This window comes from Mucilaginibacter corticis (assembly GCF_007558865.1).
GTDB lineage: Bacteria > Bacteroidota > Bacteroidia > Sphingobacteriales > Sphingobacteriaceae > Mucilaginibacter > Mucilaginibacter corticis.
In genome coordinates this window covers 1,555,568-1,569,417 of the sequence record NZ_VLPK01000001.1, presented here as the reverse complement: position 1 = coordinate 1,569,417, position 13,850 = coordinate 1,555,568, and the positions used below count along the sequence as shown (strand labels likewise).

Annotated in this window: 14 protein-coding genes; 5 read left to right on the top strand and 9 right to left on the bottom strand. The window is 43.2% G+C overall.

The features are described 5' to 3' along the window. The first annotated feature begins 47 nt into the window (after positions 1–47). The 4 genes from FO440_RS06765 (at position 48) to FO440_RS06750 (ending at position 3,585) form a co-directional block, all read left to right on the top strand. A complete protein-coding gene (locus FO440_RS06765; RefSeq protein WP_144247446.1) occupies positions 48–1,457 on the top strand; it encodes an anthranilate synthase component I family protein in 1,410 nt (469 codons plus the stop codon). 101 nt (positions 1,458–1,558) lie between these two features. After that, entirely contained in the window at positions 1,559–2,185 is a 627-nt protein-coding gene (locus tag FO440_RS06760) for an anthranilate synthase component II (protein ID WP_144247445.1), read from the top strand. A gap of 30 nt (positions 2,186–2,215) precedes the next feature. Then, a complete protein-coding gene (gene trpC, locus FO440_RS06755; protein ID WP_144247444.1) occupies positions 2,216–3,001 on the top strand; it encodes an indole-3-glycerol phosphate synthase TrpC in 786 nt (261 codons plus the stop codon). Positions 3,002–3,015: 14 nt separating this feature from the next. Further along, positions 3,016–3,585, top strand: a complete 570-nt coding sequence (locus tag FO440_RS06750; RefSeq protein WP_144247443.1) for a pentapeptide repeat-containing protein — start codon at positions 3,016–3,018, stop codon at positions 3,583–3,585. Between the two features lie 10 nt (positions 3,586–3,595). On the opposite strand, the gene FO440_RS06745 is transcribed toward FO440_RS06750, so the two are convergent. The 8 genes from FO440_RS06745 to FO440_RS06710 form a co-directional block, all read right to left on the bottom strand. Continuing rightward, positions 3,596–4,297, bottom strand: coding sequence for a DUF4197 domain-containing protein (locus FO440_RS06745; protein WP_144247442.1), 702 nt, complete (start codon positions 4,295–4,297; stop codon positions 3,596–3,598). 31 nt (positions 4,298–4,328) lie between these two features. Then, entirely contained in the window at positions 4,329–5,342 is a 1,014-nt protein-coding gene (locus tag FO440_RS06740) for an inorganic phosphate transporter (protein ID WP_144247441.1), read from the bottom strand. Positions 5,343–5,361: 19 nt separating this feature from the next. Then, entirely contained in the window at positions 5,362–6,012 is a 651-nt protein-coding gene (locus FO440_RS06735) for a DUF47 domain-containing protein (RefSeq protein WP_144247440.1), read from the bottom strand. A gap of 47 nt (positions 6,013–6,059) precedes the next feature. Then, entirely contained in the window at positions 6,060–7,124 is a 1,065-nt protein-coding gene (locus FO440_RS06730; protein WP_144247439.1) for a sensor histidine kinase, read from the bottom strand. Positions 7,125–7,276: 152 nt separating this feature from the next. Then, complete coding sequence (locus tag FO440_RS06725; protein ID WP_144247438.1) at positions 7,277–7,786, bottom strand: phosphoribosyltransferase family protein; 510 nt, start codon at positions 7,784–7,786, stop codon at positions 7,277–7,279. Between the two features lie 141 nt (positions 7,787–7,927). Further along, positions 7,928–8,323 carry a hypothetical protein gene (locus tag FO440_RS06720; protein ID WP_144247437.1) on the bottom strand — a complete coding sequence of 132 codons (396 nt, stop codon included), beginning with the start codon at positions 8,321–8,323 and terminating at the stop codon, positions 7,928–7,930. 27 nt (positions 8,324–8,350) lie between these two features. Next, positions 8,351–9,757: a 23S rRNA (uracil(1939)-C(5))-methyltransferase RlmD gene (gene rlmD / locus FO440_RS06715; RefSeq protein ID WP_144247436.1), complete on the bottom strand. Its 1,407-nt coding sequence runs from the start codon at positions 9,755–9,757 to the stop codon at positions 8,351–8,353. A gap of 126 nt (positions 9,758–9,883) precedes the next feature. Continuing rightward, positions 9,884–12,094, bottom strand: a complete 2,211-nt coding sequence (locus tag FO440_RS06710) for a putative Ig domain-containing protein (RefSeq protein ID WP_144247435.1) — start codon at positions 12,092–12,094, stop codon at positions 9,884–9,886. Positions 12,095–12,303: 209 nt separating this feature from the next. Between FO440_RS06710 and FO440_RS06705 the strand changes: the two genes are divergently transcribed. Further along, positions 12,304–13,353 carry a glycoside hydrolase family 130 protein gene (locus FO440_RS06705; protein ID WP_144247434.1) on the top strand — a complete coding sequence of 350 codons (1,050 nt, stop codon included), beginning with the start codon at positions 12,304–12,306 and terminating at the stop codon, positions 13,351–13,353. Between the two features lie 83 nt (positions 13,354–13,436). Here FO440_RS06705 and FO440_RS06700 read toward each other — a convergent pair whose 3' ends face one another. After that, positions 13,437–13,802 carry a CoA-binding protein gene (locus FO440_RS06700; protein WP_144247433.1) on the bottom strand — a complete coding sequence of 122 codons (366 nt, stop codon included), beginning with the start codon at positions 13,800–13,802 and terminating at the stop codon, positions 13,437–13,439. Positions 13,803–13,850 lie beyond the last annotated feature (48 nt).

Below are 13,850 nucleotides of genomic sequence, written 5' to 3'. Positions count from 1 at the left end.
CATTCGCCGGGTTTTTTGCTTTTCACACAGATAGTTCAAACAACAACATGAAAAAATATAAGATCAATACCACATATAAAAAACTACTTGCCGACACTACAACCCCGGTAAGTATCTACCTGCGTTTAAGAGATGTTTTCCCAAATTCATTATTGCTGGAAAGCTCTGACTACCACAGCCGCGAAAACAGTACCAGTTACGTTTGCTGCTCATCAATTGGAGGTTTAACTTTAAACGATGGCGAGCTGAATAAACGCTATCCTGACGGCACCGAAGAAACACTTGCCGCAGGCGAGTTTGACCTGATCGACCAGATCAACGATTTCTTGAATAGTTTTGAAACTACCGATATCCCTTTGAAGATCACAGCTAATGGCTTGTTCGGTTATTTTACCCATGAGGCGGTTGAGCATTTTGAAACTATCCGCTTAAAAGAGAGCGATGACGAAACCCGTAAAATACCGGTGATGCAGTACAATATCTACCGCTACATTATCGCTATCGACCACTTTAAAAACGAACTGTATATTTTCCATAATCAGCCTGAAGACGAGGCCCCTAACAATGGCATCGACAAAATACATGACCTGATCAAGAACAAAAACTTCCCTGAATATAGCTTCCAGAGCAAGGCCGATGAGCAATCAAACCTGACCAACGAAGGTTTTATAGCCATCGTTGAGAAGATGAAGCAGCATATCTATCGCGGTGATGTTTTCCAGATCGTACCGTCGAGAGCGTTCTCTAAACAATTTACCGGCGACGAGTTTAACGTGTACCGTGCACTACGCTCTATCAACCCGTCGCCTTACCTGTTTTATTTTGACTACGGCAATTTCCGAATTTTCGGTTCATCGCCAGAGGCGCAGATCACTATTAAAAACCGCAAAGCTACCATCTATCCTATCGCGGGTACATTTAAACGTACAGGTGATGACGAGAAGGATGCCGAACTGGCTTACAGCCTGAAAAACGATCCGAAAGAATCTGCAGAGCACGTAATGCTGGTTGACCTTGCCCGTAACGACCTTAGCCGCCACTGCGAGCACGTAGAGGTTAAAGCGTTTAAAGAGGTACAATACTACTCGCACTTGATCCACCTGGTATCCATGGTAAGCGGTAAATTATTGCCTGATGTGCCAACATTTAAAGTTGTCGCGGATACTTTCCCGGCCGGTACGCTAAGTGGCGCGCCAAAATATCGTGCAATGGAGATCATTGATGAAAATGAAAACATCAAACGCAGTTTTTACAGCGGCGCTATCGGTTACCTGGGCTTTAATGGCGACTTTAATCACGCCATTATGATCCGCTCTTTCCTGAGTAAAAACAACACGCTGCACTACCAGGCGGGCGCGGGCATTGTTGCAGGATCTGTAGCGGAGAGTGAATTAAATGAAGTAAATAACAAAATTGCCGCCTTGCGCAAAGCGCTTGAGCTGGCAGAAGAGCTATAATCCCGATAGCTATCGGGAGTTGAATTGTAACAATTTTGTAACAAAAGAATCTGATTACCGTATAATAAGTACCCTAATTATAAGAGAAGGAGAAGTGAAACATGGACAACAAAATATTAATTATTGATAACTACGACTCGTTTACGTACAACCTTGTACACCTGGTTAATGAAATTGGCCTGAAATGCGATGTTTGGAGAAATGACCAGTTTAACATTGATGACGTTGCCGTTTATGATAAGATCATCTTATCGCCCGGCCCGGGCATCCCGTCAGAAGCTGGTTTACTGCTGGAAGTAATTGCAAAATATGCCCCTACCAAAAGCATTTTTGGGGTTTGCCTTGGCCAGCAAGCTATTGCCGAAGTGTTTGGCGGTACATTGTACAACCTTAAACAACCCATGCACGGAATAGCCACGCCAATTACCGTAACCGACGAGCAGGAAAGACTGTTTACAGGCTTGCCGCACCAGTTTAAAGTAGGGCGCTATCACTCATGGGTGGTTGATGAAAAATCTATCCCCGATGTTTTGACAGTAACCGCCATTGACGAGGTTGATAATTCGGCTATGGCACTGCGCCATAAAAATTATGATGTAAGAGGGGTACAGTTTCACCCTGAATCAATATTAACAGAATTTGGTAAAGAAATGATGCAAAACTGGTTAGGTACTTATCCGTCAAAAAACGGTAATTTAGCTGATGCAAATAAGATCGTCTACAACTAAATTAAGTACCCGCATAAAAGCGGGCCGGTTATGAATATTCTTGATAAAATTGTCCTAAACAAAAAAGCCGAAGTACAGGCTGTAAAACAACATACAACAATAAAGGATCTTGAAGCTTCTGCGCTGTTTAACAGGCAAACCTATTCTTTCAGGGAGTTTTTGCTTGATCCTGCGCGTACCGGTATTATTGCCGAATTTAAGCGTAGGTCGCCATCAAAAGGTATCATTAATGATAAGGTGGGCGTTGAGGCGGTAACTACAGCTTATGCCGAAGCCGGAGCGTCGGCGTTATCTGTGTTGACAGATACCGACTTCTTTATGGGCACAAAGGCCGACCTGGTAAAAGCACGCCAGGCCAATACCATACCGGTTTTGCGTAAGGATTTTATGATAGACGAGTTCCAGGTGATCGAGGCGAAATCATTAGGGGCCGATGTTATTTTACTGATAGCAGCTATACTTACTCCTCAGGAAATTGACAAGCTGGCATCGCTGGCAAAAAGCCTGGGATTAAATGTGCTGCTTGAGGTGCATAACCTGGAAGAACTGGAGCGCAGCATCAACCCTAATTTGGATGCCATAGGTGTAAATAACCGTAACCTTGCCGATTTTACCGTATCTGTCGAAACTTCGTTCGACCTTGCAGAACATATCCCCGACGAGTTTTTAAAAATATCTGAAAGCGCTATCAGTAATACCAAAGTGATCAGGGAGCTAAAACAAGCCGGCTTTAGTGGTTTCTTAATTGGCGAAACCTTTATGAAACAAGCTGACCCCGGATTAGCGATGAGCGAGTTTGTTAAAGGGTTGAAATAGGCAATATTTCGCTTATGCCATTGATATACGACGATAAAACTTTTGACGGGACCAACTTTGCCGAACAGGTAGTAAGAGGAACCGAATACAATAACTGCATCTTCAATAAATGCGATTTCACAAATAGCGAATTTGCGCTATGCAAATTCATTGATTGCAAGTTCGAGGATTGTAACCTGTCCATGATGAAATGGGGCCGGTCTACTTTAAATAACCTGGTATTTAAACGCTGCAAATTGCTTGGTATAAACTTTAGCTTGTGCGAGGATTTTCTGTTTACGGTTAGGTTTGAATCGTGCGTGCTTGATTACTCGTCGTTCATGAGTAAGAAAATGCCTAAAACGTATTTTATCAAATCTTCGTTAAAAGAGGTGACATTTACCCAGGCTATTCTTACCGGATCTGTATTTGATGAAAGCGATCTATCGGGGACTGTTTTTAGCGCGACCGATCTAAGCTCGGTAAACTTTGTTACCGCCTTTAATTATATCATCGACCCTGAACTAAATACCATGAAAAAAGCCATTTTCTCGGCCCACGGGCTTGAAGGGCTTTTGTATAAATATAATTTAAAGGTAGTTTAAGCTAAACCTATTATTTTCCTGCCGCTTTTTTATCCGCGAAAGCGAAAACTTTTTGCAGCAGCGGAGTAGCCCTGGCACCGCCTATATTTTGACGGATAGTTAATTCTTGTACAGCTATTTCAGTAAATAAGCCTTCAATGGCTTTTTGAGTGGCATAGTTGGCAATATCCGGGCTGATCTTACGTACAAAAGGGATTTTGTTATAACTGGCTGCTAAAGTGCCATAATATTTTGTTGCGTTTACCTTGTCAAGGCTAACTTTAATAACCGGTTGAAACTTAGCTGTAAGCTCAGGAGTAGTCGCTCCTTTAAAATATTGGGTAGCTGCATCAGATTTACCCAGCAGGATATTAGTTACATCCTGGATAGTCATTTTTTTAATAGCTTCAATAAATATCGGCTTGGCCTGCGCAGCGGCATCTTCGGCGGCGCGGTTTAATGAAAGGATGGCATCATCGCATACTTTGCCCATGCCTATGTTACGCAGTGTTTTTTCGGCCTTTTTAGCTTCGGGCGGCAATAGAATTTTGATGGCGGCATTGCCAAAAAAACCGTTTACTGCCGATAGCTGATCAGCGCTTTTTATAGTGCCTTGTTGAAGCGCCTCTTTTAGCGCGTTGCCCATATCAAGCGTAGATGGTATTTTTTGCGCGTAACTATTCATGCTTAGTCCTGTTAAGAACATAAGTAGCAGTAAGAATGATCTTTTCATGCTATAAAATTAATAAAATATCAATTAGATTTTAATAACCGGTTATCCGCAAAAGTGCAAAAATAACGCCGGCTATCAGCGCAGAAATTGGGATGGTAATTATCCAAGCCCATACCAGGTTTATGGTAACGCCCCACCGTACTGCAGATACGCGTTTGGTTAAGCCCACGCCTATAATTGAACCGGTAATGGTATGTGTAGTTGAAACCGGGATACCGAAATGTTCGGTAAAACCCAAGGTAATGGCCGCTGCAGTTTCGGCGCTCACGCCCTCAAGCGGGGTGATCTTGGTGATCTTTGATCCCATGGTTTTGACAATCTTCCAGCCACCCGACATGGTACCCAAAGCTATGGCAGAATAACACGCCAGCGGGATCCACTCGGGCATTACAGCACCGCTATGGATAATTTTTGATGATATTAACGCCAGGTATAATATCCCCATCACCTTTTGTGCATCATTAGTACCGTGTGCAAAGCTTAGTAAACCAGATGAGATCAGCTGTAATACTTTGAACCAGCGCTCGGCAGCGGCAGGGCGCGCGTTCTTGCAGATGTGTAATATGATAATGGTTATTACATAGCCCACAAACAAACCAATGAACGGAGCCAGTACGATGTATAATATAATAGGTATGATATAATGCATACTAACAGCAGCCAAAGCGTTCGATCCCATGTAAAGCGCGTTGGTCATACCAGCGCCGGCAAAACCACCTATTAACGTATGCGACGAGCTTGACGGTATTCCAAACCACCAGGTAGTCAAATTCCAGGTGATGGCGGCAATTAAGCCCGCCAGTATAACGTGCATGTTCACATAATGCTCAAAAACAATTTTTGAAACAAAGTTTGCCACTTTATGGTCCTTAACCACAAAATAGGCCAGGAAGTTAAAGGCAGCGGCCCATAAAACAGCCTGAAAAGGCGTTAGTACTTTAGTTGAAACAACTGTAGCTATTGAGTTTGCCGCGTCATGAAATCCATTGGTATAATCAAAGATCAGCGCCAGTGCAACTACAAAAACTAAAAGGGTAGTAACCATTTATATCGATAATAGTTGTTTAAGCGTTTTTAACTAAGATTGATTCCATTACGTCTGCGGCGTCTTCGCACATATCTGTAGCAGTTTCAAGCGCCGAATAGATCTCTTTGTATTTTATTAAACGGATAGCATCCTTTTCATACAGGAACAGATCGGCAACAGCACGGTCAAATACATAATCAGCCTGGTTCTCTACGCTGTTTATGCGGATACATGAATCGGCAATGGCACGTACGTTTTTCAGATCCTTTAACTCGCGCACTGCCTTTTCAAGATCTAAACTGCACTGTAGTACCAGTTCTGACAGTTTACGGATATGCTCGTTATAGTCGTCTATGCGGTACAAGTTCATACGATTGGCCGCACCTTGTATATAATCGGCCACATCATCAATAGCACTGGCTAAAGCGTGGATATCTTCACGGTCAAAAGGGGTAATAAAGTTTTTACCAAGTTCCAGGTAAACCTGGTGGGTAATTTCGTCGCCTTTATTTTCAAGCTTATCAATTTGTTTAAACAATTCTTCGCGGGTTGCGGGATTGGTGCTGTTAACCGTTTCTACAAGCACTGTTGCCATTACTACAACGTTATTGGAAGCCTGCTCAAACAATGGGAAAAATATCTTTTTATCCTTAGGAACAAAATACTGGAAAATACTATTTAACGACATATAGATTAATATTTGGTAAAGGTAGTGTTACGTATGTTAATTTAATGTTAACTTTTCAGAATGGGAATATGCGGGAAAGGAATGTTCTGCTTTACTTTTTGCAGTGTAAAACCAAAGGTTGAGCCTACATTCTCGGTACTGCGCACGTTTATGGTTTGCTGGTGAGCTTCTACAATATGTTTAACTATGGCAAGTCCCAGACCTGACCCCCCTATCTGGCGTGAACGGCTGGTATCGGTACGGAAAAACCGCTCGAACAATCTTGGCAGGTATTTTTCTTCAATGCCCATGCCATCATCGGTAACCTCTATCAATACCTGGTCATGTAGCTCAAACAGGGTTATCCAAGTATGGCCACCTTCTTTACCATACTTAAACGAGTTATCAATTAAATTAACCAATACCTGGGTTATCTTCTGCCGGTCTGCAATCACCAAAATAGGTTCATCATATTTCTGTTTAAATATCAGCTTGATATTGTGCTGCTTGCCCTTCAGGTCTGACGCTTCAATGATCTCTTTGATCAGGTCGTTAATTTTAAATTTGGTATAATTTATAGGCAACTCGCCCGACTCTAATTTCGAGATCTCATCAAGGTCCTTGATCAGGTAACTTAGGCGGTCAACGTTCTTTGATGCTTTATCCAAAAACTGACGGGCCATATCCCTGTCCTCAAAATCATCGTCCTGCAAGGCTTCTATATAACCTTGTATGGCAAACAGCGGGGTTTTAAACTCGTGCGATATATTGGACAAAAAATCGCGCCTGAATTTTTCCTGGGTACGTAAAGTCTCTATTTCGGTTTTCTTTTCGCGGGCCCATTCCTGTACCTCATGCTCTACGTCGTTTATCGGGTCAGAGCTCATGTGTTCACCAAGGGCATCACGCAGGTCACGGCCCAGTTTAAGGTTATGGATCAATTTATAGATCAGCTTGATCTTTGAGTAAACGTATTTTTCTATCAGGTAATAAAAAACAATAAAGCTGGATATAATAGTAGCCACAAAGGTTATGGCCATATCATAAAACTTATGCTGAAAATAATAGTTAACCGCCGAGATGGTAACAGCTACCGCCAAAGCGTTTATAAAAACCAATACACGTAATTTCATAAAAGTAAAGTTACCTAACTTTACTGATTAGCCAATATGGTGCATGTTAAAATGAAGTTAAGAAATTTAGAAAAAACGCTTTAGGAAATAGCATCTTAGCTATGTAGGCATCCCATTCTTTGTCAAGAGCAGGCATAATAATTTTCTTCAGCCTACCGTAAATAGACGGCATCTTCTTCGCCATTTTCACTCAGCTTTACATCAATGTGTTGCTTGATAATGGTAGATAGCGCGATGCCCGAATAATCGGTAAAAACTGGGAAGTTTTTATGGTTACGGTCTACCAGTACAACAGTGCGCAATTTTTTAAGCGGAACGTCAAGAAAAACGCCAAAACCATAAGCCAGCGATTTGCCGCTGTTTAATACATCATCTACCAATATAACTACTTTGTCATTACACTGCTGTATGTCAGCATCAACCGTAGCATTAAGGCTGGTGCTGAAACGGTCAAGATCAATGGTTAATACTTTACTTTTAAACGGCGCAATTTCGTCGAGCACTTTTTTCAAACGTGTAGCCAGGAAACCGCCGCGCGGCAGCATGCCTGCTATGATGATCTCCTGCTCATCATAATTATCTTCCAGGATCTGGTAAGCAATACGGTCAATTTTTTGCTGTATTTGCTGCTTGTTGAGTATCAGTAGTTCTTTGTCTTCCATTGCTGCGTTTCTTACGCTAAAGTAAAGAATTTAATTAAGAAGCGTTGTCATTTCGAAACGTAGTGAGAAATCTTAAACGCCATGCTACGGATCGCTTTTATAAGATTTCTCATTCGTACCTCGTATCGAAATGACAAAATATTATTCATATGGCACAAACACAAAATTCGCGCCTTCGGGCACCACTACAAATACACACATAAAATCTTTAGGGTTTTTGTAGTTTTCAATGAAGCGTTTTTTTAGTTCAGCTTTAACAATACCTACCTCTAAAAACTCCTCAAGGGTTGAAGCATGGATACTCCAATCAGATCCCAGCTCAAGCCTGTCTAATATCAGCTCGCCCAGTTTTAACTCATGCTGATGCGCCACGAAGATGGGATACTTAGATAGCCCCTCCACCATGATCTCTACCGCTACTTCGTGTATCGATTCACTAAACATTTTCAAATCGCGGCGCAAACTTACCAGTGGACTGTCGCCCGCAGGTTTTGACGCCTCACCGCGCCCCTCATTAAGCAATTCTTCCGGTTCCATTATTATTCCTTTCTTGCTTCTTAATTCTTATTTCCTGATTCTTAAAAGAACCACATTCTCCACATGTTGTGTATGCGGGAACATATCTACCGGCTGTATCTTCACCGTATCGTATTTTTCCTTCAGCACCAGCAGGTCGCGCGCCTGGGTTGCTGCATTACAGCTTACGTACACAATTTTTTCTGCTTCTATCTCCATTAAACGTGCTACCACATCCGGGTGCATCCCTGCCCGTGGCGGATCGGTTATGATCACATCGGGCTTGCCGTGTTCAGCAACAAATTCGGCCGACAGGACATCTTTCATGTCACCAGCATAAAATTTTGTGTTAGTGATATTGTTGATGGCGCTGTTTATTTTGGCGTCTTCTATAGCACTTGGCACATACTCGACTCCCACTACCTCGCGCACATGTCCGGCCACAAAATTAGCTATGGTGCCGGCGCCGGTGTACAGGTCATAAACCAACTCATCGCCCTTAAAGCCGGCAAAATCGCGGGTTATTTCGTACAGGCGCAGGGCTTGTATACTATTTGTCTGGTAAAATGATTTTGGGCCGATACGGAATTTTATCCCGGTCATTTCTTCATGGATATATTCCGGGCCTTTCCAGGCAATAACGTCCTGGTCAAAAATTGTATCGTTCTTTTTTTCATTAAGGATATAAAGCAGCGACGTGATCTGCGGGAACTCCGCTTCAACAAACGACATCAGTTTATTTACCGCTTCTTCGTCCGCGTAAGCAAAAACTACAATAACCATCAATTCGCCGGTTGTAGATGTGCGGATAATAAGGTTACGCAAATTGCCCTCGTGACTGCGCAGGTCATAATAAGTATAGCCGTTTTGCTTGGCAAACTCATCAACACGGTTACGAATGTCGTTTGATGGATCAGCCTGCAGGTAGCAATGATGCACGTCAAGGATCTTATCAAACCTGCCGGGAATGTGAAAGCCCAGCGCGTTCATGTTCAACGTTCCGTCTTCACGGTTCTCGCCGTCATATAGCCAGCGCTTATTGCTGAAGGTAAATTCAAGTTTATTACGGTAATACCTGTCGGCCGGAGATGGCACAATGGGCAGCATGCCGTCCACTTCAATTTTAGCCAGGCGGCTTAAAGCGTCTGCTACTGATTTTTGTTTAAACTGCAGCTGTGCATCATACGTCATATGTTGCCATTTGCAGCCACCGCAGGTGCCAAAGTGCTCGCAGAACGGATCGACACGGTATTGACTGGCTTTTTTCAGATCAATGATCTTAGCTTCGCCAAAATTTTTCTTACTGCGATAAACCTGCACGTCTACTACATCGCCGGGCACAGCTTTTTCAACAAACAACACAAAATCGTCTGCTTTGCCTACACCCTTGCCTTCTTCGGCAATATCAATAATGGTAACGTCCCCGAAAACCTGGTTTTTTGCTCCTCTGCTCATTTGCCGCAAAGGTAACTGTATTTTTTGATGTGCGAAATTGGTAGTAGTCAACAGTCTTTAGTCGTAAGTCAAAAGTTGTGTTTACTTCTTTTGACTTACGACTAAAGGCTACCGACTCAAGACTAACTATTTAGATACTCTAACCAGCAATACACCATGAGGCGCAACTTTGCCGCTTACAGCCGGGATATTTTGCTGGCGCCAAACGTCCCTGAATTTTGTATAACCTTTTATTGCCGGGTCATTAGCGCTTAAGCTAAGGGTTTGATACTTGTCTGATGTATTAAACAAACCTATTGCTTTGCTGCCATCCTTCATTTCTTTTACCCAGATCTGTGTATTATCTTTTTTAGCATACTGGCAGGCGCTTTTAGCTAATGCGTCCTGGTCAATAGCCAGTACCTCGTCATTGGTAAGCAGGCTTAATGTAAAAGGATCAAGGTTACCCATATCGCAACCGATCAGCAATGGCGATGCCAGCAGACTCCACAAGCTGATGTGGGTGTACTGCTCATCAAAAGTAAGGCGGGTGTTATGCAGCGACGGTCCCCAGCCTACTTTACCAACCACCAGCATATCCGGGTCATTAAAATGACCGGGGCCGGCAAATGGTGCAGCGCTATCCTGGTTAAACCCAATGCCTGACATACTTTGCCATGTGTCGGTGATATCGCCGGTTGTGCGCCAACTGTTACCGCCTGCCTCGGCACCCCATTTCCATACATCGCCCATACCGTACTGGCAATAGCTGAACAAAATATCGCGGTTGGTTTTATCAAGCGATTTGCGCATAACTATGTATGGCTTTTTCATTTCATCAAGATTTGGGTTTTGCGGTGCGATCTGACCGTATGAGCACCAATCATATTTTAAATAATCAATTCCCCAATCAGCGTACGATTGCGCATCATCATCTTCATGTTGCCAGCTACCCAGGTAACCACCGCAAGTACGTGTGCCCGGCGATGAATATATTCCCATACGTAAGCCCAAACCGTGTACAAAATCAGTCAGTCCTTTCATATTCGGAAATTTGCTGTTGGTAACGATCTTGCCGTTAACGCCACGGTCTTCAGCCTCCCAACCATCATCAATATTGACATATGCCCAACCGTGAGAACTTAATCTTTCGGCCATTTCGCGGGCTGATGTACGTACTTTCTCATCGTTAACACTAAGTCCCCAGGCGTTCCAACTGTTCCAGCCAAGAGCAGGAGTAAGTCCAATATTGTCGCCTATGGCCAATGTGAATTTTTTAGTGGCGCTACCTTTACTATTGGTAACCGTAAACACCAACGGATAAGAACCTTTTTTATCTACCGTACCGGTAATAATACCTTTCGCGGCATCAAGCTTTAAACCTTCAGGTAAGCCCTGAACTTTATATTTTAAAGGCTTTAGTCCCGTAGCCGGTATCAGGTACAGAACCGGGTGGCCGGGGCGTGCACCAAATATAGCAGCACCATTAATCTTTGGCGTTTTTGCTACAGCCGGTGTCAATATGTAAGGCGTGGTTTCTTTATCTGAAATCCCTTTTCCTGATTTTTTATCGGTAAAATTATATACAACTGTGTATGATTTCTTTTGAGCAGCCGCAAATGTAAACCACCATTTAAATGGCTTGCCTACCGTAAAATGTGCGGTGTCAGTTTTCTTGGTTAAAATCACAGCTTTTGTTTCCGGATCAATAACCTTAAGTGATATCGTACCACTGTAATTATATTTATTTATGGTTGTTAGTATAATAGACTTACCTATCGTGTTCTTATCGCCGTAGCTAAAGTCATTATTCTTATCAAATTCTACGTGCTCCATAACACCGGTCATGTGTATGTTATATACACCTCCGTAAACACCACCGGCACCACCTGTGTCAAAAACACGTATAGCCAAAACGTTATCCTTATCCCATAAAAGAGCCGGATTACTTGTAGCAATTGTATAACTGCGCGGCCCGTAATGGCTTTCAGCAATTGTACCGCCTAAACCTCCGTATTCGCCAATAAGTTTGCCGTTTAAAAACACCTGGTCGTTATCGTCAATGCTGCCCAGTGTAAACGTCAGGCTATCTTTTAAAAATGCTTTTTCTTTTATGGATGATGGGATAACTACGTGGATACGGTACCAGCCAAAGCCGTCAACGTTGGGATGGCCCTGCTCTTCCCAGGGTTTAGATATATCGGCGTTTTGCCAGCCACTGTCGTTAAAGCCGGGCGATGACCACTCAGGCGAATCGCCAATAGACAATTTCCAGCCTTTTTGCAATGAAATACTTTGCGCGCCGGCTCTAAAAAAAGCCAAAGCGAACATCAGCAAAAGAGTAAAATTTTTCTTCATCAGGATTGTTATTACAAAGTTTAAAATACTTGGAACGAACGCCGGTTAATGCGCCACGTGTTGAGGGTTAAATGTAAAGATAATATTTATATTTTGTCAATAGCAAGGCTAACTTATAGCGCAAACGATACCAGCGATATGCTTAAATCAAAAATGTTTAAACTTATAGGTCGCCGCACTGTTAAAATCAGCATATACCGTATGCTGATATGAAAGACATAGCCCGACGTTTTCCTGAAAATCCATTACTCTCGCCAATAGACCTTAAAGCCAGCGAAGAAGGCTTACAGATCATCTGCCTGCTTAACCCCGGGGTATTTCAATTTAAAGGCAAAACATGGCTCATTGTCCGCGTGGCCGAAAATGCGGTGCAAAAAGAAGGCTCCATATTTTTCCCTGTACTGAACGAGCTGGGCAAAACCGAGATAGTAGAGCTGCCATCAGAACACCCCGAACTGATCACTACCGATCCGCGCGTGATCAAGTATATGGGGCTGGATTATTTGACCACTTTATCCCACCTACGATTATTATGTACTGATGATGGCATCCATTTTTACGAACCCCAAGGCTACCCGCCATTATTTGGTAACGGCATGTTGCAAGCATTTGGCATTGAAGACTGCCGGGTTACTTTACTGGAAGATAAATATTATCTGACATTCACCGCGGTATCCGGCAATGGCGTTGGCGTAGGTATGCGTACCACTACCGACTGGAAAACCTTTCAAAGCCATGGCATGATCTTGCCGCCGCATAATAAGGATTGCGCCATATTTGAAGAAAAAATAAATGGCCTGTATTATTGCCTGCACCGCCCAAGCAGCGTAGATATCGGCGGTAATTTTATCTGGCTGGCCGAGTCGCCTGATGGCGTACACTGGGGAAACCATAAATGTATTATAAAAACCCGGCTGGATAACTGGGACAGTCAGCGCGTAGGCGCAGGTGCCGCACCCATTAAAACCGACAAAGGCTGGCTGGAGATCTATCACGGCGCAAATAAAGAGCATCAGTATTGCCTGGGCGCTTTCCTGCTGGATCTTAACGATCCGTCAAAAGTTATAGCCCGCACCGGCGACCCGATCATGAAACCCACCGAACCATACGAGTTAAGCGGTTTCTTTGGCAACGTAGTATTTACCAACGGGCATGTTGTTGATGGGGACACTATTACCATCTACTATGGCGCAAGCGACGAGTTTGTTTGCGGGGCGAAGTTTTCTATTAAGGAGATATTTGAGAAGTTGGGTGTGTAGAGACATAAAGTATTGTGTCTCTGAAAAATGATCAAAAGACGCAAAGTCTTCGCTATTGTTCCCCCTTTAGGGGGTTAGGGGGCTTAATATTCCCCGATTGATAACAACACCAACGTACAGGCATCCAGCGTTTCAATACCTTTTGCCTCTGCCATTTTTTGCAGTTCGGTATTTTCCGTTCCGGGATTAAAGATGATCCGTTTGGGATGCGTGTTCAGTATATAGTCGTAAAGTTGCGGCTGATTTTGCGGGCCGACATAAAGCGTAACGGTATCTATATCATGATGAATGGTTTCAGGCTTTTCAATAGGCACACCTGCCACCTCACCGGTTTTTATCCCAACATTAACAATGCTGTGCCCATGCCCTTTTAAACGATTTGCTGCCAGGTAAGCATACCTGCCGGGATTTGGCGTAGCGCCTAAGATCAATGTTTTTTTGTTAGACATATTAATTACCTCTTATGACGTATCTTCAAATATTGCGCCAACCTGTAA

What these genes read in the sequence shown, in the direction of transcription:
- FO440_RS06765 (WP_144247446.1), top strand. Translation starts at nt 48, where the DNA reads ATGAAAAAATATAAGATCAATACCACATATAAAAAACTACTTGCCGAC.
- FO440_RS06760 (WP_144247445.1), top strand. Translation starts at nt 1,559, where the DNA reads ATGGACAACAAAATATTAATTATTGATAACTACGACTCGTTTACGTAC.
- trpC (WP_144247444.1), top strand. Translation starts at nt 2,216, where the DNA reads ATGAATATTCTTGATAAAATTGTCCTAAACAAAAAAGCCGAAGTACAG.
- FO440_RS06750 (WP_144247443.1), top strand. Translation starts at nt 3,016, where the DNA reads ATGCCATTGATATACGACGATAAAACTTTTGACGGGACCAACTTTGCC.
- FO440_RS06745 (WP_144247442.1), bottom strand. Translation starts at nt 4,297, where the DNA reads ATGAAAAGATCATTCTTACTGCTACTTATGTTCTTAACAGGACTAAGC.
- FO440_RS06740 (WP_144247441.1), bottom strand. Translation starts at nt 5,342, where the DNA reads ATGGTTACTACCCTTTTAGTTTTTGTAGTTGCACTGGCGCTGATCTTT.
- FO440_RS06735 (WP_144247440.1), bottom strand. Translation starts at nt 6,012, where the DNA reads ATGTCGTTAAATAGTATTTTCCAGTATTTTGTTCCTAAGGATAAAAAG.
- FO440_RS06730 (WP_144247439.1), bottom strand. Translation starts at nt 7,124, where the DNA reads ATGAAATTACGTGTATTGGTTTTTATAAACGCTTTGGCGGTAGCTGTT.
- FO440_RS06725 (WP_144247438.1), bottom strand. Translation starts at nt 7,786, where the DNA reads ATGGAAGACAAAGAACTACTGATACTCAACAAGCAGCAAATACAGCAA.
- FO440_RS06720 (WP_144247437.1), bottom strand. Translation starts at nt 8,323, where the DNA reads ATGGAACCGGAAGAATTGCTTAATGAGGGGCGCGGTGAGGCGTCAAAA.
- rlmD (WP_144247436.1), bottom strand. Translation starts at nt 9,757, where the DNA reads ATGAGCAGAGGAGCAAAAAACCAGGTTTTCGGGGACGTTACCATTATT.
- FO440_RS06710 (WP_144247435.1), bottom strand. Translation starts at nt 12,094, where the DNA reads ATGAAGAAAAATTTTACTCTTTTGCTGATGTTCGCTTTGGCTTTTTTT.
- FO440_RS06705 (WP_144247434.1), top strand. Translation starts at nt 12,304, where the DNA reads ATGAAAGACATAGCCCGACGTTTTCCTGAAAATCCATTACTCTCGCCA.
- FO440_RS06700 (WP_144247433.1), bottom strand. Translation starts at nt 13,802, where the DNA reads ATGTCTAACAAAAAAACATTGATCTTAGGCGCTACGCCAAATCCCGGC.